This is a genomic window from Acidaminococcus sp., from assembly GCF_057597765.1.
Genome location: NZ_DBMBXK010000013.1, coordinates 30,464 through 55,083, shown reverse-complemented (window position 1 = coordinate 55,083; position 24,620 = coordinate 30,464). Strand labels below are relative to the sequence as shown.

Below are 24,620 nucleotides of genomic sequence, written 5' to 3'. Positions count from 1 at the left end.
AAACGGTTTGACCGCGTGAATCCAGACCAGGAAGTAGAGGACAAAATACAGGAAATCCGCAGCCAGCATAAAGATTATGGATATCGGCGCATGACCGGTGACTGGGCTGGAAAAGTCCTGTTCAATACAGGCTTCCTTTGCAGGCAGCATAAAAAAGTAACGAGACAGTAAAAACCATCTCGTTACTAAGGTCTAACTTTTTGGGGTCACATCAGGGGACTGGCTGCTTTCACCGTTTTCTTCTGCACGATTTGTCAGGATTTTTGCCTGTGACAGTAATTTCGGAAAATTCTTCCATGATATACTGGACCTGCTGTGGAATCGGAATTTGGCAGGGAGGAGGAATTGCCATGAGTTCACTGGAAGAAATGCTGCAGGGATATGAAATCCCGGAGGTGGTGAAAATCCGGACCATCTTTGACCGGACACGGTTGGAAAATCCGGAGGAAACTCTGTTGGCACGGCTGCGGGCCAAAAATCTGCCAGTTCTCCCGGGACAGCGGATTGCCATCACAGGGGGAAGCCGGGGAATTGCGGATTATGTGCCTTTGATGCGGGCGGCCGTCCGGTATCTGAAGGAAATGGGTGCCGTGCCTTTTATCGTGCCGGCCATGGGCAGCCACGGGGGTGCAACGGCGGAAGGCCAGGTGGAAGTACTGCGGAATCTGGGGATTACGGAAGAAAGTGTGGGAGCCCCAATCGTTTCCAGTATGGAAGTGGTGGAAATCGCCCGGACGGAACTGGACCTGCCGGTGTACCTGGATAAAAATGCCTGGGAAGCGGATGGTATCCTGCTGTTGAACCGGGTGAAGACCCATACCTCCATTTATGGCCGGTACCAGAGCGGGCTGGTAAAGATGCTGGCCATCGGACTGGCCAAGCATGTGGGGGCCGCCATGACCCACAGCCTGGGTACGGACTACCTGAATGACAACATGGCCCGGGTGGGCCTGACGGCACTGGACCATGCCAAAGTGGTGGGCGGCATTGCCGTCATTGAAAACGGGTATGACCAGCTGGCAGATGTGTATGTGCTGAAAAAAGAAGAAATCAGGGAGGAAGAACCGAAAATTTTGGAACGGGCCAAAGCCATGGTTCCCCGGATCCCTTTTGCACATATGGATGTGCTGATCTGCCGGAAACTGGGAAAGGAAATCTCCGGTACAGGGATGGACCCGGCGGTGGTGGGCCGGCCCATCAACAACCGGCCCAATGTGGGTCCGGATGTAACGGAACTGGGAATCCTGTCTCTCACGGCCAAATCGGAAGGCAACGGGAACGGCATCGGCATGGGAGATTTCATCAGCCGGCGACTGCGGGATGCCGTGGATGAAAAAATGACGGTGGTGAATGCTTTGACTGGCATGAAGCCCTTTACGGCCCGGATCCCGCCTACCATGGATACGGATGAGCTGGTGTTCAAAGCCTGCATCAAGGCAGCGGGACGGATCGCTCCGGAAGATTTGAAACTGTGCATCATCAACAGCAGCGGGGATCTGCGGCATATCTGGGCCACCAGAGCGCTGGCGGAAAATCTGGATCCTCATAAGGGAGAACTGGCCGGAACGTATCAGAAGGTGCATTTTGATGGGTCCGGAACATTGATGCTGGAAGAATAGAAAAGGGGGGTGTGAATTTTTTCACACCCCCTTTACGTATGGTCCCTGATGAATTTTTTGGGGGACTGGCCCAGTTTGCTGGTGAAGGTGCGGATGAAGTGGGTATAGGTCTGGAACCCTACGGCCTTGCCCACTTCTTTTACTTTGCCCCCTTTTTCCAACAGGGAACAGGCCATCTGGAGCCGGTACATGGTCAGATAGCTGCCGATGGTGAACCCGGTATGTTCCCGGAACACCTTGCACAGCCGGGACTTGCTTACATACAGGTGGGCGGACAGATCTTCCAAGGAAATCTCTTCCCGGTAGTGGCTGTGGATGTACTGGAGGATCTGCTGGACCAGGCTGTTGTATTCTCCGGAACCGGGCTGCCGGGCAGGTCCTCTTGCCTGCAGGATCCGGGCAATGGCCAGGACAAAATGGAACAGGAGGAGGTTCTGCTGGATGTCCTGGCCATAGGCATCCGGAGCAGGCTGAAGCAGAGACTCCATCAGACCGCTGATCTGGGCCAGTTCCTGGTGGGTCAGCTGGATGGTCTGTGGGGCGGCCTGGAACAGGGATTTCAGATCCGTCTCCTCCGTGGACAGCCGTTCCAGGACGGAAAGGGGAAACCGGATGGCATACCGGCTGGTGGTTTCGTTGGCACCGCAGAAACCGTGGTGGATTTCAAAGGGGTGGATCAGGAACAGGCTGCCTACATTCAAAGGATACTTCTGTTCCTGGAGAAAAAAATCACCGATATTGTTCAGACTGATGTAAATTTCCAGCTGGTCATGAAGATGGGGACGGGGATTCACATTATGGTCTCCCCAATAGGCATAATAGAGACAGTGTGTCATAATGAGCTTCCTTTTAGCGTAATGGATTCTTTTTTCATGATACGTCAGATGGAAGGATTTGTAAATCAAAGAAAAAGCTGCTGAATCATATCATGATTTTACGCTCGATTGGCAAATCTTCGCCGGATGGACTAAAGGAATTGACGGTAAAATTCTGAATACTCTATGATAACTGGCAGATGGCCCTGCTGATATCCAGCAGGGGTGCCAAAAGGATTTCGTGGAATTTTGCAGAATGCAGAAGGGAGCAGAAAAATGAGTGAGATTACAGTCTGTCTGATCATCGCCGTAGTGACGATGATCCTGTTCATCGGCCGGGTGTTTCCCATGGCTCTGACGTCGGTGCTGTGCGCCCTGGCCATGGGGATCTGTCTGCCCAGTGTGAAGCTGTCCGCCATATACAGCGGCTTCGGGACGGCTCCGGTGTATATGATCGCCGGGATGACCATTGTGGGGGATGCCCTGTTCCAGACAGGGGTGGCCCAGAAAATCGGGATTACCCTGAGCCGGATGAAAATCTTCCAGAATGAACGGGTCTTTACGGTCATGGTGGTTGTGGTGTGCACTCTGATGTCCGCTTTTATGAGTGATTCGGGCTGCATCGCCATGTGGATGCCCATCATTGCAGCAGTGGCAGCCGGGTCCAAGGGAAAGATCCGGTCCAAGATGGTGATCATGCCTGCCGGCATTGCCTGTATCGTAGGGGGCGCTACCACCCTGGTAGGGTCCACCTCCCAGAATACAGCCAACAGCTTCCTGATGCAGGTCCCCGGCTTTGAAGCAGGCATGGGGGTCTTTGACATGACTTCGGTGATGTGGATGGTGGATGCCCTGATGGTCCTGTATTTTGCCACCATTGGCTATACCATCACCAAAAAGACACTGAAGCCTGGCTCTCCCCATTTCGATGACGGGAATGTGTTTGCCCAGAGTTCGGAAGAACTGGACAATGTGCCCCAGGCGTCCACCCGGAAGCAGGTGATTTCCGTGTTCACCCTGCTGCTGTGCATCCTGGGCTTCATCCTGTGCGGGTTTGCTCCTTTCAACAAGTATCTGAACATCGCCAATGTGGCCCTGATCGGATCCTCCATCCTGTTTGTGACGAAGACCATCGACTACAAAACCACGCTGAAGAACATCAGCTGGGACGTACTGCTGACGGTAGGTTTCATCGCCACCCTGGGGGTGGCCCTGGAGAAGACCGGAGCCGGGAAACTGATTGCGGAACAGACCCTGGCATTCTTTGGCGGAGAGGATGCTTCCCTGAATGTGATTCTTTGCGTCATGTTCGTTTTGGGCAGCTTCCTGACCCTGTTCATGTCCAATGTGGCCGTATCCGCCATGCTGGCCCCCATTTATATCCCTCTGGCCCAGCGGATGGGCCTGAGTCCGGTGCCGTTCATCATCCTGATTGCCATTGCGTCTAATATGGCCATTGCAACGCCCATCGGGACGCCGGTGAACATGCAGATTTTGCCGGCAGGGTATAAATTCAGTGATTATGTGAAAATCGGCGGCCCTCTGTGGCTGATCTTCATGATTGCCGTATGTCTGACCGCCAAGGGTATTCTGTTCTGATGGGAGAGATGAAAAATGGAACTGTATGATGCAGTTGTTGTGGGTGCAGGGGTTGTAGGCTGCGCCATTGCCCGGGAACTGTCCCGGTATGATCTGAAAATCCTGGTACTGGAAAAGGAACTGGACGTGGCTACAGGGAATTCCAGCCGGAATACGGGGATGCTCCATGCAGGATTTACTTACAAACTGGGAACCCTCCGGGCCAAATGTTCCGTGGAAGGGAACCAGGAATTCGACCAGGTGTCCCAGGAACTGGGGGTTCCTTTCAAACGGACCGGGAAACTGGTGGTGGGCTTTACGGACCATGACCGGGAAAATATCCTCCGGTTCAAGGCCAATGGGGAAGCCAATGGTGTCAAAGGCATCCGGATGGTGGATCCGGAAGAAATGCACCGGATTGAACCCAATGCAGGAGGAAATTTTGCCATGTACGTGCCGGCTTCCGGCATCCTGGACCCTATGCAATACACTATTGCCCTGGGGGAAAATGCCTGCAAAAACGGGGCGGAGTTTTCCTTTGGCTCCCGGGTTATCGGTATTGAACCCCTGGACGGAGCCCGGCAGCAGCAGGTGCTGGGCCAGGCGGAAAAGGGCAGAGTATACCAGATTACCACCAACCGGGGGATGGTCTGCAGCCGCTGGGTCATCAACAGTGCCGGTGCCTATGCAGTAAGAATCGGTCAGCTGATGGGATATCCGGAAGTGCCCCAGATCGGGACCAAAGGAGAATACTATGTGCTGGACAAAAAAGCAGGAGCCTTTTTGAAGACACCGGTGTACCCGGCTCCCAACGACCGGGGCGGGTTCGTGACTCACGCCACTCCTACGGTGGATGGGAATATCCTGGTGGGACCGGACTGGTACACCACCACCGGACCGGAAGATTATGCCAACCAGCAGCAGAGCCTGGACCGGCTGTTCCAGGATGGCCGGAAGATGTTCAAAAAGATGGAACGGCAGTACTTTATCCGGAACTTTGTGGGTATCCGCTGGCGGAACTGCGATCCGGTAACCAAGGAACCCCTGGATTTCCGGATTATGACGGATCCGTCCATTCCCCATACGGTGAGCCTGGTGGGTATCGAATCTCCTGGGGTGACGGCGGCTCTGCCGCTGGCCCGGCGTGTAGTAGACATTCTGGTGGGAGAAACGGAAAATGAAGGGGGAAAAGTTACCCGGAAACAGGATTTCGATCCAATCCGGAAACCCATCCGCCGCTTTGCTGAAATGAGCCTGGAAGAAAAAGAAGCAGCCATCCGGGAAAACCCTGCTTATGGACAGGTGTTCTGCCGGTGTGAAAATGTTTCCAAGGCAGAAATCCTCCAGGCCATCCACAATCCTCTGGGGGTCCATACCCTGACCGGCATCAAGAACCGGACACGGTCCATGATGGGCCGCTGTCAGGGAGGCTACTGCCAGACCCGGATCACCCAGCTGCTGGAACAGGAACTGGGAACGGCGCCGGAAGATCTCCGGTATCAGCGGGAAGGCGGCTGGCTGTTCACCGGAGAAGTGCGGCCGGAAACCAAAGGGGAGGAATGAAGGATGGAAGGAGCCAATGGAATGAAACAGGAAGAGAAGATCCGGCAGGCGGATGTGGTGATCATCGGCGGCGGACCGGCCGGGCTGGCGGCTGCTGTCCGGCTCTATGACCAGGGGGTCCGGGACATCCTGATCCTGGAACGGGAGCATCAGCTGGGAGGGATCCTGAAACAGTGCATCCACGACGGGTTTGGGCTGACCCGGTTCGGAGAGACTCTCAGCGGGCCGGAATATGCGGACCGGTTCATCCGGGAAGTACAGGACAGGGAAATCCCCTACATTACCGATACCACGGTGATCCAGATCACTCCGGAGCATCGGGTTTACGCCGCTCATGAAACGGGCATGGTGGCGGTCCAGGCCAGAGCCGTGGTGCTGGCCATGGGCTGCCGGGAACGGACCCGGGGAGCCCTGGCCATTCCGGGGACCCGTCCGGCCGGGGTCCTTACGGCCGGTGTGGCCCAGGCCTACATCAATCTCCAGAACCGGATGCCCGGCAAAGAAGTGGTGATCCTGGGATCCGGGGATATCGGCCTGATCATGGCCCGGCGGCTGACCCTGGAAGGGGCTCATGTGAAGGGTGTCTATGAAATCAATCCCATTCCCAGCGGTTTGCCCCGGAACATCGAACAGTGCCTCCATGATTATGATATTCCCCTCTATCTGAGCCATACAGTAACGGATATCCGTGGCCGGGACCGGCTGGAAAGCGTAGTGGTGGCTCAGGTGGATGAACATCTGCGGCCCATTGCCGGGACGGAAGAAGAAATCCCCTGTGATACCCTGATCCTTTCCGTGGGACTGATCCCGGAAAATGAACTGACCCTGGGGGCCGGGGCGGTGCTGGATCCCCATACCCAGGGTGCCCTGGTGGATGAATTCTGCCAGACGACGGTTCCCGGACTGTTTTCTGCCGGCAACGTGCTCCACGTCCATGATCTGGTGGATTTTGTTTCCCTGGAAGCGGAAGGCATGGCGGAGGGAATCCGGCAGTATCTGGAAAATGGACTGCCCGGAGCGGTCATCCCGGTGTGCTGCGGAAAGAATATCGGTCATACGGTTCCTCAGCGGGTCAGTGGACAGACGGGTTTCCGGCTGTCCCTGCGGGTGCGGCAGCCTCAGCGGAATGGCTGTCTGACAGTGAAACAGGGCGGGCAGGTTCTGGTGCGGAAAAAGATTCCCAACGCACTGCCGGCCAATATGATCGAACTGGAGGTTCCCTGCAGTGGGCTTTCTGCAGAAGGAGAAATCGAGGTGAGCCTGGATGAATAAGGAAATGACCTGCATCGTCTGCCCCAACGGATGCACGCTCAAACTGGATTATGAGATCCGGGAAGGAAAACCGGTGCTGGCTAAGGTGACGGGGAATCTGTGCCCCCGGGGACTGGAATATGCCCGGCAGGAACTGCTGGCGCCCAAACGGACCATTGCCAGTTCCGTGCTGGTGGAAGGGGGCGAACTGCCTTTGGTCAGCGTACGGACCCGGGGTGCCATCCCGAAAGAAAAAATCTCTGACGTGATGGAAGAAATCCGGAAATGCCGTGTGAAGGCTCCCATAGCGGCAGGAACGGTGCTGCTGTCCAATGTACTGGGCCTGGGAGCCGATGTGATTGCCACCAAAACGGTGGAAAAGAAATAACCCCATAAGAAAAGGACCTGTCCACAGGAGACGGGCCCTTTTTGTTTACCGGTTGTAACCGGGACTGTGCCGGGAAAATTGTTCTTCCATGGATTTCCCATACTGCCGGGCCAGGTCCAGCAGATACCGGGTGGCTTCCCCCAGGCGGTAGTCTTTCCGCCGTACTACGGAAACGGACCAGGTGGGATTTTCCAACATCCGGAACCAGGCACATTCATTCCGGTGGCTACTGGCCAGTACCCGGGAATGAGGCAGGATGGTGCAGCAGAATCCCCGGCTCACCAGAGTGGCCAGGGCACTGTTCATGGCCGTTTCCAGCATGATGTGGGGGTAAAAGCCGCTTTTTTCGAACATGGGATCGATGACGTCCTGACGCATGGTGGAAGATTTGAAAATCAGAGCAAAGGAATCATCCTTGAACAGCCGGAGATCGATGACCCGGAGAGGCTTTCCGGCGCTGAGGGGAACCGCCCGGGAAGCCAGGGGATGGGACAGGGGAACCCCCAGCAGCAGGTCTTCCTGGTATAGGTCTTCCCGGATCAGGGTGCGTTGGAGCGGGGCCGGAAGCTTTTTGATCAGGACGATGCCCAGATCAAGGGATCCGTGGTTCAGCATGTGATACTGGTCTGCCACAATCTTTTCCACCAGGGAAAAATTGATGTGGGGATAGCGCTGGTGGAACTGCTGATAGATGGCAGTAAAAGCATCGATGCCGTGTTCATGGGTCAGGCCCAGGGAAATCAGGCCGCTGATACTGGTCTGGAGATCGCTGAGCTGGGTCAGCGTATTCCGCCGGATCCGGAGGATTTCCGTGGCACTGTCCACAATGAGCCGACCGGCAGGGGTGATTTCCAGATGATGGTTGTCCCGTTCAAAAAGTTTCACGCCCAATTTGTTTTCCAGTTTGATCAGCTGCTGGTTCAATCCCGACTGGGTGATGAACAGTTTCTGGGCCGCTTTGGAAATGCTGCCGCAGTCGGCAATGGTCACGATGTAGTCAAGGACCTGGATATCCATGGCAAGGCTCCTTTCCAGATTTTTGATAGTAATGATACTTCTTATAACTATAATTATTAGCACGTTTACTGATAACAAACAAGATGATAGGATAAAAATATGAAAAATTCCGGAAAATTCTTTCTTCAGAGAGGGGAGTAGGGAAAATGAAACTGGTCAAATGGCTCGACAAGAATCTTGAACTGGTGATTTTGGCCATTATGCTGGCAGTGATGTGTTGTCTGTCCTTTGCCAATGTCATCATGCGGTATGCTTTCCATCATGCGCTGACCTGGTCCGATGAAATCTGCTGCTATCTGCTGGCCCTGTCGGCTTTCTACTGTCTGCCCTGTGCTGTGCGCCACGGGGTCAGCATCAAGGTGGATACCTTTACCACCATGATGCCGGAAGGTCTGCAGAAAATCCTGGGCCTGGTGTGTGACGGTGTCATGATCCTGCTGTTGGCTTATCTGTTCAAAGGAACCCAGGAACTGATTGCCAAGGCGGCGCTGATCCATCAGGCCAGCCCGGCTCTGGGCATTCCGGTGGCGGATATTTACCGGGCCATGGCTTTCGGCATCCTGCTGGGAATCTTCCGGTACGCACAGCTGATGGTAAGAGTCCTCCAGGGGAAAGCCACCCTGGAAGGGAATAATGGGAATGATATACAAAACGGAAAGGGGGCTGGAGAAGAATGAACATTGGATTCTTTTTTGTACTGCTGGGAGCATTGCTTTTCATCGCTCTCCCGGTAGGCGGGGTATTCACTCTGCTGTCCACGGCTCCCAATCTGCTGAACGGCCAGTTTACTTTTGGCATCAGTGATGTAGCCCGGGCTATGTTCTCTGGCCTTAACAGTTTCACCCTGCTGGCTGTCCCCATGTTCATGGTTTCCGGGATGATTATGGCCCAGGGAGGGATTTCCAAGAAGCTGTTCAATTTCTTCGGGTATTTCATCGGCAACAAGACGGCCGGGTTCCCCTGTGCGGTAGTGGCTACCTGCATGTTCTATGCAGCCATTTCCGGTTCTTCTCCTGCAACGGTTTCTGCTGTAGGGGCCATGACCATTCCTTTTCTGGTATCCATGGGATATGAAAAGATCTTTGCCACCTCCATTGTGACGGTGGCCGGGGGACTGGGGGTCATCATTCCTCCCAGCATTTCCTATATCGTCTATGCCTCCACGGCCAACTGCTCTCCTTCCAAGCTGTTCATTGCCGGGATCATCCCGGGGATCCTGATCGGGGTCTCCCTGATGGGGTACTGCTGGATCTACTGCAGAAAGCACGGAGAGGATAAAGAAAAACTCAACGCCAGCTATCGGAAGCTTCATGAACAGGGATTGTGGAAACTGTTCCGGGAAAGCTTCTTTGCCCTGATGACACCGGTCATCATCCTGGGGACCATTTATTCCGGGGTCTGCAGTCCCACGGAAGCGGCGGTGATTAGCGTGTTCTACGGCCTGTTCATCTGCCTGTTTGTTTACAAGACACTGCAGTTCCAGGACCTGGGGAAAGTGTTTATGAAAGGGGCCAAGACCTATGTGAACATCCTCTTTGTGATTGCGGCAGCCGCGGCCTTTGCCAAGGTCATCACCCTGCTCCGGTATCCCCAGACCATCAGCACGGCAGTACTGGCTATCTCGGACAACAAGTATGTAGTGCTGCTGATCATGAACATCATCATGCTGATCTGCGGTATGTTCATCGATAACATTCCCAATATCATGATTCTGACTCCCATTATGGTGCCGGTGGCCACGGCTTTGGGTGTGGATCCCATCCATTTCGGGATCATCATGACCTGCAACCTGGCCATTGGGATGGTAACGCCGCCCATGGGCATCAACCTGTTCGTGGCGTCCGGGATGACCAAGATCCCCATGCTGAAGCTGGCACGGGCCACGGTTCCTTTCCTGGCCACCTTCCTGCTGTCCCTGATGCTGATTACCAATATCCCTGGCATTTCCATGGGGATGGTCAGTGCCCTTTCCAAAGAAAAGGCCAAAGTGGCCTCCAATATCAGTACCGCACTGGATGCAGATGCGGATGAATTCGGGAAAAACATCCAGCCTTTGGATCCCAGTGAGATTACGGGAGAATACCACTGGCGGGCAGCTATGACAGTGGCGGATTCTTCCATCAACTACCAGATGGTAGCGGAATTTGCCCACCTGCTGAAAGAAAAATCCGGAGGCAAGATCACCGTTGACCTGTATCCTGGCGGCCAGTTGGGAAACACCACGGAATTTACCGAAGCGGTGGTCAGCGGTTCCATCGAAATCGGTACCGGCATGACTACGGATCTGGTGGATTTCATTCCTCAGTATGCGGTGTTTGACATGCCCAACCTGTTCGACAATGTGGGGCAGATGCGGACTGTGCTGAACGGGCCCTTTGTCCAGGTGATGAACCAGTACTGCAACGCTGGGGGCATTCAGATGCTGGGGTATTCCGATGCCGGCTTCCGGGAACTGACCACCAACAAAAAGGTGACGAAACTGGAAGACCTCCAGGGCCAGAAAATCCGTGTGATGACCAACAAATACCATATTGCCTACTGGAACGCCTTGGGAGCTGCGGCTACCCCCATGCAGTTCACGGAAGTGTTCATGGGCCTCCAGCAGGGCACCATCGACGGGGAAGAAAATCCCTACATGAACATTGTGGGTAACAACGTCCAGGAAGTCCAGAAGTATGTGGTGGAAACCAACCATGTGGGCCATATCATCACCTTCTTTATGAACAAGGACGTGTACAATTCTCTGCCGGACAACGTACGGAAACTGGTGGATGAATGTGCAGCGGCGGCCACGGCTTATGGGAACCGGCGGGCGGACAAGAGCATCCAGCAGTACAAACAGACCTGCATTGATGCCGGCTGTGAAATCGTTACTCTGGATCCCCAGGTGATTGCCCAGCTCCGGGAAAAAGGCAAAGTGGTCTATGACATGGTGAGAAAAGACCAGGGCAGTGAAATCGTGGATCAGCTGCTCCAGGCTGTGGACCAGGCCAGGAAGGGCGAAAAATAAAACAGGTGACCCGGCAGGACAATTTCTGCCGGGTCTTTTGAAAGGAAGTGCGGAACATGGATTTTTTGATCAAAAACGGGCGGGTGTATGATCCGGAAACCCATCAGCTGATACGAAAAAATATGGCCTTGGTCAATGGGAAAATCGAATATCCCGGAGAAGGGAGGGATGAGTCCGGATACAGACAGGTCATTGACGCCCGGGATTGTCTGGTAACGCCCGGTCTTATCGATTACCACACTCATTACTTTTTTCGGGGCAGTGAAAATGGCGTCAATGGGGATGCAGCCTCCTTCTGTATGGGCATTACTACCGCTGTAGACGGGGGGACTGCCGGCGTAGGAGGCTATGAACTGTACCGGGCCAGCGTGATGGCCATGTCATCGGTGCGGATCCTGAACTGCCTCCTGGTGGCTTCGGGAGGGCAGTCCAATGACCGGTATCCGGAGAACCTGGATCCCCGGTATTTCGAGGAGGAAAAGATCCTGGACTTCTTCCGGAGGTATGGGGACAACCTGGTGGGCCTGAAAACAAGGCTTTCCCGTGGAATCCTGGATGAGAACATGGCCAGAAGTTCTCTCAAACGGACCGTGGAAATTGCCGAGAAGGCCGGGACCCGGGTGGTGGTCCATGTGACGGACTGCCCTCTGCCCCTGGATGAAGTGGCGGAAATCCTGCGGCCGGGAGATGTGATCTGCCATATTTACCAGAACCGGGGAGAGCACACCTGCCTGGATGAACGGGGAAAGGTCCTGCCGGGACTGTGGGAAGCCCGGAAAAAAGGGGTCCTGTTCGATGCATCCAACGGCCGGAGCAACTTCGACCTGGAAGTAGCCCGGAAAGCGGTGGAACAGGGATTTGTACCCGATGTAATCAGTTCAGACAACAATGCCTCCAGCTGTTTCCTCCAGCCTCTCCATTCCCTGCCCCGGATTTTGTCCAAGTATCTGGAGTTCGGGATGCCCCTGGAACAGGTGCTGGATTGTGCCACCTGGAAGCCGGCTCAGCTGATCGGGCGGCCGGAACTGGGAACTCTGGCCGAAGGAAGCCCGGCTGATGTGGCTTTGTTCCGGCTGAAAAAGAAAGACGTGGAGTACAGTGATATCAACGGCAATACCATGACCGGCCATCAGGTACTGGTGCCTCAGATGACCTTTAAAGGGGGCCAGTGTGTATACTGCCAGGCGGATTTTGGGTAAGGAGGAAATGGCTGTTTCTTGGGATGGGCCGCATCCTCGCATCCTATGGCCGCTGACAGCTGACAGCTGACAAAGGCCGCCGGAAAATCCGGCGGCCTTTCCTACCTAAAGCAATCCATGTAATTTTCCCAGTTTCTGAATCTGATCCAGAGAGTAGTGGGTGATCCGGGAAATGGTTTCCATGGGGATTTTTTCCTTCAGCATGCCAAGGACGTTGGCTTCCCGTTCTTTCAGGCGGCCCTTTTGTTCGCCTTCTTCCAGAATGGATTGTCCGTATGTACACATGGTCTCCGCCTCCTTTTTCATCTCTACAGTCATGGGGATGTGGTATTCCCGTATGAAAATTCGATTCTTATTTACTGTTTATTTTATCATGTTTGATGGGTGATGGACGAGAGACGAAAGGAGGCAGAGCCGCTTTCCAGCCTCACACCGATGGATACCATCTGCCGGGGGCAGATGCTTCTGAACTTGTAAAACCCCCAGGCCGGGACGGGCGGGCCTTTGGCACGCCCCTACGGCGTTGGGGGCGGGCATTGTTTGTTCGACCGATTGGACGGGGATGCCGTCCAAGGGAGAGTCTCCGTAAGAAAATCGTTGTTAGCCGGCTCCTGGACAGCGACGGCGTAGGGGCTTGCCCCAGGCAAGCCCGTCCCGGCCGCCCAGGGGGCATATATTCAAAAAGGGGGTACTGCACAGAACGTGCAGCACCTCCTTTTTTCGTTCATCCCAATAAAACACTGTTGTTATTCTATACTAAACAAAATAATGGAAAACAGAAGCTGCATAAATTTATAGAGCTTCTGTTTTTTTCTTTAAAACTGTTGTATTCCTTATGAAATCGCAGATAAAAAGAATACTGGAAATTTTCTAAAAATACCATTGACAAGGAGGATGTGTTTAATTATACTGTACATAACAAAGAAATTATGTTTAATAAATCTGAACGGAGGGATTTGTGATGGATGCGGAAAAGTACATTGCTCAGGACCCGGTGATCCGGGAAGTTTCGGAAAAGAAGGAAACGGTGTGGGTGAACCCCCGGTACCTTCCTTTTGACATGACCAATGCTGTGTGCAGTCTGGTGGTGTCCGATGCCATGATCGACGATGCGGCAGACCGGCTCCAGCGGTTCGCGCCTTTCATTGAACGGTGCTTTCCGGAAACGACAGTGACCCATGGGCTGATTGAATCTCCCCTGAAAGCCATTCCGGATATGCAGAAGGCCTTGGAAAAGGACTTTGCCTGCACCATCCCCGGCCATCTGCTGCTGAAGATGGACAGCCATCTGGCCATTGCCGGGTCCGTCAAGGCCAGAGGGGGCATCTATGAAGTCCTGAAACATGCGGAAGACCTGGCCCTGGCTGCGTGCAAACTGAAGGTAACGGACAACTATGCCAAACTGGCAGATCAGGATATGAAGGATTTCTTCCATCAGTATACGGTACAGGTGGGCTCCACCGGGAACCTGGGCCTGTCCATCGGGATCATGAGTGCGGCGCTGGGCTTCAAGGTGAAGGTCCACATGTCCATGGATGCCCGTCAGTGGAAAAAAGATCTGCTCCGGCAGAAGGGCGTGGAAGTCATCGAATATGCCGATGACTATTCCAAGGCGGTGGCGGAAGGCCGCCGGCTGTCCGACCAGGATCCCACCAGCTATTTCGTGGATGACGAAAAATCCGTGAACCTGTTCCTGGGCTATGCTGTGGCTGCCAGACGGCTGAAGAAACAGCTGGATGATATGAAGATCACCGTGGATGCTGACCATCCTCTGATTGTTTACATCCCGGCCGGTGTGGGCGGGGCCCCCGGCGGCGTTTCCTACGGGCTGAAACGGATCTTCAAGGACAATGTCCATGTGTTCTTTACGGAACCCACCCTTTGTCCTTCCGTCCTGCTGGGCACGGCCACCCAGGAATTCGAAAAGGCCAACGTCCACGACTTCCACATTGACGGGATTACGGAAGCGGACGGCCTGGCCTGTGCCAGCCCCTCCGGATTTGTGACCCGGATCATGACCAACCTGCTGTCCGGGGACTTTACGGTGGATGATTACCGGCTCTTCGATTTTCTCCGGGATCTGAAGAAAACCGAAGACGTGGAAATCGAACCTTCCAGCTGTGCGGCCTTCATCGGACCCTGCCGGCTGACGGTGTATGAAGGGACCCGGAAATATCTGAAGGACCAGGTCCTGGATGCAGGCAAACTGGCCAACGCCACCCAGATTGCCTGGGCCACCGGCGGCCGTCTGGTACCGGAAGAAATCCGGAAAGAATACCTGAACACCTATCTGAAAAAATAAGGTCTGTTCCCCCAAGGGGGAAGGAGGGATTTCCATGAATGGTGCATTTCCTGTGATTGCCGGGCTGGTCCTTGCGGTGCTGGCCCTGGTGATCTGTACTGTTAAACTGAAGCTTCACCCGTTCTTTGCCTTGATTGCCACGTCCTTTGTCTTTGCCATTGTGTCCGGCATGGGCATGGAGCCTATGCTGAAGGCCTTTGCAGATGGCATGGGAGGAACGGTGGCGGATATCGGCCTGGTCATTGCCCTGGGGACGGTGACCGGGGCCCTGCTGGAAAAATCCGGGGCCGCGGAAACCATGGCCAAGACCATTTTGAAGATCACCGGCAAGAAACATGCAGCCCTGGGGCTGGCCATTACCGGGTACTTCGTTTCCATCCCGGTGTTCTGTGATTCCGCTTTCGTCCTGCTGAGCCCCATTGCCAAAAGGCTCTCCCGGGATACCAAGATTTCCATGACCACCATGGCCATTTCCCTGTGCATGGGCCTCCACGCCACCCACATGTTCGTGCCGCCCACCCCTGGCCCTCTGGCAGTGGCCGGGATCCTCAGCGCCGACCTGGGACAGGTGATCCTGTTCGGGGCTCTGGTATCCATTCCCGTGACCCTGGTGGCTTACCTGGCTTCCCTCTATGCCGGGAACAAATACTACTATCTGCCCACCAGTGTGGAAGACACGCCGGAACATCAGAATCTGCCCAGTGCCATGATGTCCTTCCTGCCCATCCTGGTGCCCATTGCCCTGATGCTGCTGAAAACTGTAGGCAGCATGTGCAAGCTTACCGGTACCCTGGCCCTGGTGCTGAACATTGTAGGGACTCCGGCGGTGGCTTTGCTGATCGGGCTGCTGATTGCCGCTGTGGGCTACCACAACATCTTTCCGGAAGACACCAAAGCCTGGGGCTTTGACGGGGTCATTGCCGACGCCATGAAGACGGCCGGACAGATTGTCCTGATCGTAGGGGCCGGCGGGGCCTTCTCCGGAGTGCTGAAAGCCTCTCCTCTCCGGGACATCCTCACTGCCAGCATGAGCGGGGTTTCCATCGGCATCCTGGCACCTTTCCTGATTGGGTTCCTGTTCCGGACCTGCGTAGGCTCTGCTACTATTGCCATGGTAACGGCAGCCACCATGATCACTCCTCTGATCGATGTGCTGGGCTTCGGTTCTCCCATGGGCCGGGTGATTGCCATGCTGGCCTGTGCTGCCGGGGGCATGATGGTATTCCACGGGAACGACGATTTCTTCTGGGTAACGGCCACTACTTCCGATATGGATACGTCCATTGCCTACAAGACCATTCCCATTATCAGCGTGCTCCAGTCCATGACCGCACTGGTCACCGTGTTCCTGCTGAGCATGGTATTGCTGTAACAAAAAAACTGCCGCGGCTGCGGCAGTTTTTTTGTGCTTAAAAAGAAGGAGGAGTCACGGCGAAGATGACCCGGACCAGTTCTTTGGACCGGTTGGACCATTTGTGAGGGTGGCCGGACAGGATCCGTATGCTGTCTCCGGCAGAAAGCTGGTAGGTCTGGTCATCCACGGTAATTTCCACTTGGCCTTCCATCACATAGGCAGTTTCCTCGCCCTGATGGCCCCGGGGAACTTTGGTGGTGACGGTGCCGGCGGGGATTTCCATCAGGATGAATTCAATGGTACTGTCCGTATCCGGGGTCAGCAGCTTGTAGGTGACTTCCGTGCCCCAGTGGCCGATGATCCGGTGCTCTCCCTGGCGGACGATCTGGTCTGCAGGAGTGGGGGCCTGGGGCTTGAAAAATTTGTACAGGGGGATCTGGAGAACTTCTGCAATGCTCTTCAGGGTGTTGATGGAGGGGTTGACGGCGTTGTTTTCAATCTGGCTGAGCATGGAAGGAGAGATTTCCGCATGGGCGGCCAGTTCCCGGAGACTCATCCCGGCAGCTTTGCGGTATTCCTGGATCCGCCCTCCAATGTCCATCTCTTCCATGATAACAGCTCCTTCAACAGTTGATTTCTGTCTTCATTGTAACATAAAAAGAGAGAGAAAATGGAAGGAAATTTTAGGACAGGAGTCCTACGTCTTATGCCTATGGAGACCATCTGCCGGGGGCAGATGCTTCTGAACTTGTAAAACCCCCAGGCCGGGACGGGCGGGCCTGCGGCCCGCCCCTACGGCGTTGGGGGCGGGCATTGTTTGTTCGACCGATTGGACGGGGATGCCGTCCAGGGGAGAGGTGTCATAAGGAAACCGTTGACAGCTGACAGGGGTGCTGCAGAGAACGTGCAGCACCCCCCGTTTATTTCTCCCTCAGCCACCGTTTTAGCAGGAAACCGAGAAAATAAGGTATGGTGTAGAATTTTCCGTTCCAGCCGATGTTTCCGGTGCTGAGTTTGATGCCGTACCGGATGTCCGGATAATGGCTCGAATCTTCCAGGAGACGGTTCAGGGAGCGGGTACTGCCGTCGGTGGCTTTCACCTCCACGGGGATCAGGGAATCTGCATCCCGGACGAAAAAGTCCATTTCCAGGGTGCCTTGGGTGTTTTTGTAGTAATACAGGCCGTAGCCCTGCTGGACCAGCATCTGGGCGGCCATGTTTTCAAAGAGAGCGCCTTTGTAAACGCCGAAGTTACGGTTCCGGCGCAGATCCAGCTGGGCTTCTTCGTCCAGAGAGGCGATCAGGAGACCGGTGTCGGCAAAATACAGCTTGTACTGGTCTGGGTTGTAATTCCCTTTCAAAGGCAGTTCCGGATGGTCCAGGCAATAGCAGACATTGACGATGCCGGCGTTGGACAGCCAGTCCACTACCCCCAGATATTCCCGGTTCCGGGCTCCGTGGGCCACTTTGGAAATCTGGAATTTTTTGTTTTCCTTTCCCAGAAATACAGGGATTTTCCGGTAGACATTCAGGATTTTTCCTTTGTCCAGGCCGCCGGCATATTTGGTGATGTCCTCTTCATAGTCCAGGAGCAGCTGTTGCTGGAGCTGGAGAGTGCCGCTGAAATTGTTCTGCTGGATGAACCGCCAGACTACTGCAGGCATGCCTCCCAGCACCAGATAGTCCTGGAAGTTTTTTTGCAGCACGTCCATTTCCAGCCTGGAAAGGGGCCGGGTTTCCAGCAGATGCTGATAAAAAAGGTCCACCTGTTCCGAAGTGTAGCCTCTGGCCCAGAGAAATTCTTCAAAATCCAAAGGATACAGGGTGATATCTTCCTTGTAGCCCACACTGTTGGATTCGATTTCCTGATAACTGATGCCCATAAGGGATCCGGAACAGATCACATCATAGCGGCCGTCCAGCTGGAAGGCCTTGAGACTGGTAGCGCAGTTGGGACAGGCCTGGAGTTCGTCGAAAAAAATCAGGGTTTCATGGGGCTTCAGCTGCAGGCTGGGGTCCAGGAAGGTGATGTTCTGAAGGATCCGGTTCACATCGAATCCGTCATCAAAGATGTGCCGGTATTCTTTCTGGAGGACAAAGTTGATTTCCACCAGGTGGGTGTAATGGGTGCGGGCAAAATGCTCGATGGCTTCCGTTTTTCCCACCTGCCGGGCTCCTTTGATGATGAGAGGAAGGTGATGGGGGGAATTCTTCCATTGGACCAGGAAGGAATCGATTTTCCGGGTAAGCCGGTTCACAAAAATCACGCCCTTTCTTCTCTAAAAATCACAAAAATCATGGTATTTTAGATGATTATATCACAAAATTATTAAAAATAGGGAGGAGTGCACGGTGGAAAGCGGCAGAGCCCCTTTCCAGTCTCACACCGATGGAGACCATCTGCCGGGGGCAGCTGCTTCTGAACTTGTAAAACCCCCAGGCCGGGACGGGCGGGCCTGCGGCACGCCCTACGGCGTTGGGGTCGAGTGTTGTTTGTTCGACCGATTGGACGGGGATGCCGTTGTGACGGCAAAAAAGGGCCGGTTCCTGGACAGCGACGGCGTAGGGGCTCGCCCCAGGCAAGCCCGTCCCGGCCGCCCAGGGGGCATAGATTCAAAATGGGGCTGTTGCATGAGCAACAGCCCCCCTTTTTTTCACTTCCCCAACACTTCAAAGATCACCTGATCCAGGGCCTTTGTGGCTTTGGAATGGTACCGGCCCGGGGCCATGGCGGTACCCAGGGGAATGGAGGTACCGTCTTTGCCCAGGGACAGCAGCTGGGCCCGGTGGAAGTACTGGCGGCTGCTGGCGTAGGTGAAGGCCAGTCCCAGACCGTTGGCGGCCAGGGCCGCGGCAAACAGGGCGGACAGGTTCTCGTTGTAGTAGGTGGGGTTCATGCCGTGGCGGAGGAAGATCCGCCGGGCTTCCCGGCCCAGGATGGTGCCGTAGCCGCTGAGCAGGAATTCGAACCGGGCCGCATCCTGGATGTTGATGTACTGGGACAATTGGGAAGGCTGCTGGCCGGCCTGGCCCTGATGGACCAGTTCCATCACCGGATGGTCCGGGTGGGTGATCAGGCAGATTTCGTCATGCATCAGGAACCGGGCCTGGATCCGGCTGCGTTTTTCCGGCATCACCAGAAGGGCCAGGTCGATTTTCCCGGTGAGCAGCAGCTGTTCCAGGGCCAGGGAATTCTCTTCCACGATCTGGACCCGTACCCCCGGATATTTCTGCTGGAAAGCCTGGAGTACGGGCGGCAGCAGGAAGGATCCCCGGAAAGAACTGATCCCCAGGATCACATGGCCCCCTTTCAGGTTGCCGATATCCTGGATCTCGTCCTTGGCCCGGTGGAATTCCGCCAGGGTATCCTGGGCGAACCGGATCATCCGTTTTCCCGGTTCCGTGGGCCGGATGCCGCTGGAAGTGCGGATGAACAGTTTGTATCCTAAATGAGACTCTGTGGTGCTGAGAAACTGGGACAGGCTGGACTGGGCCATGAACAGCCGTTCCGCCGCCCGGGAAATGCTCTTTTCTTCCGCCAGGGCAAGCAGGTAGTGAAGTTCCCGAAGATCCATTGTATCCTCTCCTTTACCATCGGTATTTCCTATACAAGATATCGTATTTTATCGGCTTCTGCAATAGCCAGCCCCGCGGTACACTAAAAGCAAATTTATTCAGAATACTTGTACAACAGGGAGGAATCAGAATGAGCAGAGTTTCACTGAAGGGAATCTGCGATATGCATGTACACACCAATCCGGATCTGCGGCTGCGGGCCTACAACGATCTGGAACTGGCGGATGCGGCGGTGCGGGTGGGGGCCCGGGCCATTGTGATCAAGTCCCACCTGGGGTTCACGGTGAACCGGGCGGCCATTGCCAATGCCTATGTGAAGAAGGTCTATGGGGACAGCACCAACTTCACCATGTACGGCGGGGTGGTCATGAACAAAGTCATCGGGGGTGTGAACCCGGAAGCGGTGGAAAAGGGACTGAAACTGGGGGCCAAGGTGATCTGGCTGCCCACCCAGTCCGCCCGGCGGCATCTGGAAAAAATGGGAAAAAATCCCGATGAGGGAATCCAGCTGGTCCGGGACGGGAAAGTGATCCCGGAACTGGAAACGGTGTTCGGTCTGATCAAAGACCATGATGCAGTACTGGCCACCGCCCATGTATCTCCGGAAGAGGCTTTTGTGGTGGTGGAAGCGGCCCGGAAGGCCGGGGTGGAAAAAATCGTCATCACCCATCCGGAATGGTGGGTGTGCGGGTACACCCTGGAAGATCAGATCCGTCTGGTGAAGGATTATGACGTGATCCTGGAACGGTGCTATGCCCAGAACATGGGGAAAGGGAAGAAGTACCACATGAACCTGCGGGAAAATGCGGAACTGATCCAGGCTGTAGGGTACCAGCATGTCATGGTGGATACGGACGGGGGACAGACGGAAAATCCGGACTGGGAAACGGAAATCTACGAATACATGCATTACCTGGTGGAATACGGGATTCCTGAAGAACAGGTGTACTACATGACCAAAACCATTCCCTACCGGCTGCTGGGCATCCAGGAAGAACCGGTGGGCGCAGCCAAAGACTGAAACAAGGGGGAGGAAGCATTATGCTGAGTGCGGCGATTGTTCTGGCCATAGCCATTGCCATTTATCTGGGGTATAAGACCGGTCTGAACACCGGGCTGTTCTGTATTGTCTTTGCTTATCTGATCGGGTGTCTGGTCATGGGGCTGAAACCCAAAGCGGTGATCGGGTTCTGGCCCATCAGTACCATGTTCGTGATTTTGTCCGTGTCCCTGTTCTACAATGTGGCGGCCATCAACGGGACCCTGGAAAAAATGTCAGGCTCCCTGCTCTATGCCTGCCGGAAATTCCCGGGGATGCTGCCCTATGCCCTGTTCGGAGTGGCCGTGGTGCTGTCAGTGATGGGGGCCACCTATTTTACGGTGCTGGCTTTCTTGGCGCCCATTACCCTTTTGATCTGTGATGAATCCCGGATGGACAAACTCACCGGGGCGGTGGCCATCAACTGCGGGGCCCTGTGCGGCGGGAACTTTCCCACCTCCAATCTGGGGGTGATTTTCCGGGGGCTGTCGGATACAGCCTATGAAGCCCTGAAGCTGAAGGCTCCCATGGATTCCTTTGCCATGGAAATGGAAATCTTCCTGCTGTCCTTTGCCTTTTCCCTGGTGCTGATCACCCTGTTCCGGTACGGCATCAAGGCCAACCGGAACATCGGCCAGGGGGTCACCTTCAAAAGGCCGGAACCTTTTACGAAAGTCCAGAGCCAGACCCTGACCCTGATGCTGGTGATGATGGTCGTGGTGCTGGTGTTCCCCCTGCTGAAGATCCTGGTGCCCGGGAACGCAGGAATCGCCTATATGGCCGGTAAAGTGGATGTGGGCCTGGTGGCCATTATCTTCGCAGTGATTGCCCTGTTGATGAAGCTGGCTCCCCAGAAGGAAGCCATTTCGAAGATTCCCTGGAACACCATCATCATGATTGCCGGGGCCGGGATGCTGATTGCGGTGGCGGTGAAAGCCGGGACCATCAAGATGCTCAGCGCCTGGGTGGGAGCCAATGTGCCCACGCCGCTGATCCCTCTGGCTTTCTCCATCATTGCCGCCATCATGAGTTTCTTCAGTTCCACCACCGGGGTGGTGACCCCGGCTCTGTTCCCTCTGATTCCGGGACTGGCGGAAAGCACCGGATTGTCTGCCTCCGCCCTGTTTGCCTGTACGGTACTGGGGGCCCAGTCCAGTGCCATCAGTCCCTTCTCTTCCGGCGGGTCTTTGATCCTGGGGTCCACGCCTAAAGAAGAGGACCGGAACACCCTGTTCAACAAGCTGCTGCTCCGGGCTGTGCCTGTCAGTGTCCTGGCGGCAGCTGCCTACAATTTTATTGTGGCATTTGTGCTGTAAGGAAAAGTGCGGGTTCCTTTGAAAGGTTAACCCCTCAGGCCGGGACGGGCGGGCCTGCGGCACGCCCCTACGGCGTTGGGGTCGGGCATTGTTTGTTCGACCGCTTGGACGGGGATGCCGTCCATGGGAGAGTCTCCATAAGGAAATCGTTGTTAGCCGGTTCCTGGACAGCGATGGCGTAGGGGCTCGCCCCAGGCAAGCCCGTCCCGGCCGCCCAGAGGGTATAGATTCAAAAAGGACCCGCCTTCATGAGAGGCGGGTCCTTTCCTTCGGCAATTGACAATTGACCATTGACGGGGCTGCTGTGCCTGGCGCAGCAGTCCCTATTCCTTACACTCCTTGCAGAGCCCCAGGAAATAGGTCTGGTGGCAGCGGATGGTGAAACCGGTTTTTTTGGCCACGTCCTGGTCCAGGTGTTTGTGGTAGGCAAAATCCAGGTTGAACACCTTGCCGCATTTTTCGCAGCGGAAATGGGGGTGGGGATGGGGATCCACATCGTAGCGCATGGTCCCGTCGCCTACATCCACAGTCTGGATCAGGTGCATCCGGCAGAAAAATCCCAGAGACTGGTAGATAGTGGCAAAACTCAGGGTAGGCATCTGCTGCCGCACTTTTTCATAGATTTCTGTAGCCGTGGGATGGTCTTCGGGGCCGGTAAAGGCCCGGTATACTTCCAGCCGCTGGGGGGTGATTTTCATCCCCTGGGCTTTCAGGACTTCTGACAGTTCCTTTGGACTGAGCATGGCAAAGCCTCCTTATATATAGATAGAATAAAATTGTTAAAAGAGAAGTTTCTTTAATAATAACTTTTAATACGTAAAATGTCAATAAAATCAGCCATTTCCAATGGGCGGCTTCCTCCATAACCAAACAGTTCATCCCAAGAGGGGAGATGTTGTGTTACAATTATATGATAAGATTTTGGAAAAGATCAGGGAGTGTGAAACCATATGGCGCAAGGACAGGAAAAAGAAATCAAACTGCTTTCCACCAAGGCGGGCCGCCGGAAATTCTTCCAGCTGCCTCTGGTGAAGGAAAAAATCATTCCCGGCAGCCGGCATACCCTGGACCTTTGGAACCAGTACCTGGATACCCGGGACCGGAAACTGACCCGCAGCGGCATGGCCTACCGGATCCGCCGGACCAACGGGAAGGCCTTCGAAGCCACGGTGAAAAGCCAGGGGAAGACGGTGAACGGCTTCTCCAGCCGGGAGGAATACACGGTGCCTCTGACCAAGCCGGAACCGGTGCTCCAGGGCTTTGCTCCCCAGCTGGACCAGAAGCTCCAGACCCTGCTCCAGGAAGACGAACTGCTTCCTTTGTGTACGGTGGAATTTACCCGGAAAACGGCTCTGATCCAGCTGTCCGCCGTGACGGTGGTGGAAGCGGCCCTGGACCAGGGAACCTTGACCGCCGGGGATAAAAAGGCTCCCATCGAGGAACTGGAACTGGAGATCAAACGGGGCCAGGAACGGGACCTGCTGCGGTTTACGGCGGCTCTGGCCCAGGCCATCCCTCTGTGGCCGGAAGAGCGGAGCAAGTTCAAACGGGGGCTGGATCTTACCGGCTGGAAGGGGAACCCACCCAAAGACGGGAAGGCAACTGGCTGGAATCAGGAAACGGAGCCGTCGGAAGTGTGGCGGACCCTGGTCCAGCAGGCCCTGGGCAGGGGGCTGGATCTTCTGGTGCCCGGAGAGAACCGGGAATTTGAGAGCCGGGAACTGCTCACCATTCTCCAGCAGTGCGCCGGACTGTGGAACCTGGGCCAGGGCTTTTTGTCCCGGACCTCCTGGAAAAAGGGTCGGGATCTGTTGGACGGGCTCCTGGGGGTGCTGGAACCGGTGGATTACCTGGAAACGTCTGACCGGCAGCGGGAAAAGCCTTTCCCGGAAGAGCTCCTCTCCCTGGAACCGGCCTGGCAGTGGCTGGAAGACCGGTGGGTGGCGGCGGCCCAGCACTGTGCGGACTGCTGCGCCCGGGAAGCGGCAGCGGCCCTGTGGCAGCTGCTGTACCTGGCCACTCTGGCCAAAAAGGACGGAGAGAACTCCACCCTGGAAAAATTCCTCCAGGTCCGGTGGAATCGGTGGCAGCAGGAACAGCAGTTCCTGGAAGATGCCGGCAGCCCGGACCCCTGGGAACGGAAAGGTCAGCTGGAAGACCTGGCCGGGCTCCTGACCCTGGAACGGGGCCTGGGAGAAAAACGGCTGGTGAAGCGAGGGGAAGCCTACTGGGAAAAGTGGTGGAAATACTGCCGCAGCTATGCCCGGACGGGAGCCCTGGCAGAAGGGGCCGAAGGAGCCCGGGAACGGGAACTGACCCTGTCCCTGGCAGCCCTCTGTGGCCAGGAAGGGATCCGGACGGAAAAACGGGGGGACAAGGCGGATGCCGCCGGGAAGGCCTTCTTCCGGGAAGTGGCCCGTCATCCGGAATGGTCCTGTCTGGCCAAAGAAAAATAAAATCAAAAAAAGTCAAAAAAACGAAAATAATATTTGACTTTTTGACTTTTAATGGGTATAATAAGACCCGGGAAGTGAGAAAAGAGACTTCCCGGGCCCTGTTTGTTTCGGGCTCTGAATGAAGAAGATAACCCATT

General features: G+C 55.3%; 20 protein-coding genes and 1 pseudogene. 14 read left to right on the top strand and 7 right to left on the bottom strand.

The genetic code is table 11. From position 1 onward, the window contains the following. The first annotated feature begins 350 nt into the window (after positions 1-350). Positions 351-1,619 (top strand): nickel pincer cofactor-dependent isomerase, group 22, encoded by a 1,269-nt coding sequence (locus tag ACZOF8_RS09055; protein WP_022488251.1) that lies wholly within the window; start codon positions 351-353, stop codon positions 1,617-1,619. Positions 1,620-1,651: 32 nt separating this feature from the next. Here the strand turns inward: ACZOF8_RS09055 and ACZOF8_RS09050 are convergent, their stop codons facing one another. Further along, on the bottom strand, positions 1,652-2,455 hold the full coding sequence (locus ACZOF8_RS09050) for an AraC family transcriptional regulator (protein ID WP_288310225.1): 804 nt from the start codon (positions 2,453-2,455) through the stop codon (positions 1,652-1,654). Positions 2,456-2,710: 255 nt separating this feature from the next. On the opposite strand from ACZOF8_RS09050, the gene ACZOF8_RS09045 reads away from it, so the two are divergent. The 4 genes from ACZOF8_RS09045 to ACZOF8_RS09030 are packed head-to-tail and all read left to right on the top strand — an operon-like array spanning position 2,711 to position 7,214. Next, a complete protein-coding gene (locus ACZOF8_RS09045) occupies positions 2,711-4,033 on the top strand; it encodes an SLC13 family permease (protein ID WP_022488249.1) in 1,323 nt (440 codons plus the stop codon). Positions 4,034-4,048: 15 nt separating this feature from the next. Next, positions 4,049-5,575: an NAD(P)/FAD-dependent oxidoreductase gene (locus ACZOF8_RS09040; RefSeq protein ID WP_154488644.1), complete on the top strand. Its 1,527-nt coding sequence runs from the start codon at positions 4,049-4,051 to the stop codon at positions 5,573-5,575. Between the two features lie 21 nt (positions 5,576-5,596). Continuing rightward, positions 5,597-6,847: an NAD(P)/FAD-dependent oxidoreductase gene (locus tag ACZOF8_RS09035; protein WP_154488643.1), complete on the top strand. Its 1,251-nt coding sequence runs from the start codon at positions 5,597-5,599 to the stop codon at positions 6,845-6,847. Beyond that, entirely contained in the window at positions 6,840-7,214 is a 375-nt protein-coding gene (locus tag ACZOF8_RS09030) for a DUF1667 domain-containing protein (RefSeq protein ID WP_154488642.1), read from the top strand. The genes ACZOF8_RS09035 and ACZOF8_RS09030 overlap by 8 nt, the downstream gene beginning before the upstream one ends. A gap of 45 nt (positions 7,215-7,259) precedes the next feature. Here the strand turns inward: ACZOF8_RS09030 and ACZOF8_RS09025 are convergent, their stop codons facing one another. Then, the gene (locus tag ACZOF8_RS09025) at positions 7,260-8,231 is read right to left on the bottom strand and encodes a LysR family transcriptional regulator (protein WP_154488641.1); all 972 of its coding nucleotides are present in this window, start codon (positions 8,229-8,231) and stop codon (positions 7,260-7,262) included. A 146-nt stretch (positions 8,232-8,377) separates the two neighbouring features. On the opposite strand from ACZOF8_RS09025, the gene ACZOF8_RS09020 reads away from it, so the two are divergent. The 4 genes and pseudogenes from ACZOF8_RS09020 to ACZOF8_RS09005 all read left to right on the top strand — a co-directional run bounded on the left by ACZOF8_RS09020 (position 8,378) and on the right by ACZOF8_RS09005 (position 12,440). Continuing rightward, entirely contained in the window at positions 8,378-8,908 is a 531-nt protein-coding gene (locus ACZOF8_RS09020; RefSeq protein ID WP_487426803.1) for a TRAP transporter small permease, read from the top strand. Further along, a pseudogene (locus tag ACZOF8_RS09015) lies at positions 8,905-10,182 on the top strand (TRAP transporter large permease); the annotation flags it as partial. The gene ACZOF8_RS09020 and the pseudogene ACZOF8_RS09015, both read left to right, overlap by 4 nt. Next, positions 10,180-11,241, top strand: a complete 1,062-nt coding sequence (locus ACZOF8_RS09010) for a TRAP transporter substrate-binding protein (RefSeq protein WP_487426805.1) — start codon at positions 10,180-10,182, stop codon at positions 11,239-11,241. The pseudogene ACZOF8_RS09015 and the gene ACZOF8_RS09010, both read left to right, overlap by 3 nt. A gap of 56 nt (positions 11,242-11,297) precedes the next feature. Then, positions 11,298-12,440, top strand: coding sequence for a metallo-dependent hydrolase (locus ACZOF8_RS09005; protein WP_302157757.1), 1,143 nt, complete (start codon positions 11,298-11,300; stop codon positions 12,438-12,440). A 105-nt stretch (positions 12,441-12,545) separates the two neighbouring features. On the opposite strand, the gene ACZOF8_RS09000 is transcribed toward ACZOF8_RS09005, so the two are convergent. After that, positions 12,546-12,725: a hypothetical protein gene (locus ACZOF8_RS09000; RefSeq protein ID WP_022488242.1), complete on the bottom strand. Its 180-nt coding sequence runs from the start codon at positions 12,723-12,725 to the stop codon at positions 12,546-12,548. 676 nt (positions 12,726-13,401) lie between these two features. Between ACZOF8_RS09000 and dsdA the strand changes: the two genes are divergently transcribed. Continuing rightward, positions 13,402-14,742, top strand: a complete 1,341-nt coding sequence (gene dsdA / locus ACZOF8_RS08995) for a D-serine ammonia-lyase (RefSeq protein ID WP_487426802.1) — start codon at positions 13,402-13,404, stop codon at positions 14,740-14,742. 34 nt (positions 14,743-14,776) lie between these two features. Next, on the top strand, positions 14,777-16,114 hold the full coding sequence (locus ACZOF8_RS08990; RefSeq protein ID WP_022488240.1) for a GntP family permease: 1,338 nt from the start codon (positions 14,777-14,779) through the stop codon (positions 16,112-16,114). 37 nt (positions 16,115-16,151) lie between these two features. On the opposite strand, the gene ACZOF8_RS08985 is transcribed toward ACZOF8_RS08990, so the two are convergent. From ACZOF8_RS08985 to ACZOF8_RS08975, 3 genes are all read right to left on the bottom strand, one after another. Beyond that, complete coding sequence (locus ACZOF8_RS08985) at positions 16,152-16,706, bottom strand: cupin domain-containing protein (RefSeq protein ID WP_022488239.1); 555 nt, start codon at positions 16,704-16,706, stop codon at positions 16,152-16,154. 310 nt (positions 16,707-17,016) lie between these two features. Further along, on the bottom strand, positions 17,017-18,354 hold the full coding sequence (locus tag ACZOF8_RS08980) for an ATP-binding protein (protein ID WP_419144613.1): 1,338 nt from the start codon (positions 18,352-18,354) through the stop codon (positions 17,017-17,019). 396 nt (positions 18,355-18,750) lie between these two features. Further along, positions 18,751-19,671: a LysR family transcriptional regulator gene (locus ACZOF8_RS08975; RefSeq protein WP_022488237.1), complete on the bottom strand. Its 921-nt coding sequence runs from the start codon at positions 19,669-19,671 to the stop codon at positions 18,751-18,753. A 131-nt stretch (positions 19,672-19,802) separates the two neighbouring features. On the opposite strand from ACZOF8_RS08975, the gene ACZOF8_RS08970 reads away from it, so the two are divergent. Together ACZOF8_RS08970 and ACZOF8_RS08965 are read left to right on the top strand one after the other, a co-directional pair. After that, positions 19,803-20,693, top strand: a complete 891-nt coding sequence (locus ACZOF8_RS08970) for a DUF6282 family protein (RefSeq protein WP_022488236.1) — start codon at positions 19,803-19,805, stop codon at positions 20,691-20,693. A gap of 20 nt (positions 20,694-20,713) precedes the next feature. Next, on the top strand, positions 20,714-22,027 hold the full coding sequence (locus ACZOF8_RS08965) for an SLC13 family permease (protein WP_154488636.1): 1,314 nt from the start codon (positions 20,714-20,716) through the stop codon (positions 22,025-22,027). A 323-nt stretch (positions 22,028-22,350) separates the two neighbouring features. On the opposite strand, the gene ACZOF8_RS08960 is transcribed toward ACZOF8_RS08965, so the two are convergent. After that, positions 22,351-22,770 carry a Fur family transcriptional regulator gene (locus tag ACZOF8_RS08960; RefSeq protein WP_022488234.1) on the bottom strand — a complete coding sequence of 140 codons (420 nt, stop codon included), beginning with the start codon at positions 22,768-22,770 and terminating at the stop codon, positions 22,351-22,353. Between the two features lie 207 nt (positions 22,771-22,977). Between ACZOF8_RS08960 and ACZOF8_RS08955 the strand changes: the two genes are divergently transcribed. Further along, positions 22,978-24,483, top strand: a complete 1,506-nt coding sequence (locus tag ACZOF8_RS08955) for a CYTH domain-containing protein (protein ID WP_487426800.1) — start codon at positions 22,978-22,980, stop codon at positions 24,481-24,483. Positions 24,484-24,620: the final 137 nt, after the last annotated feature.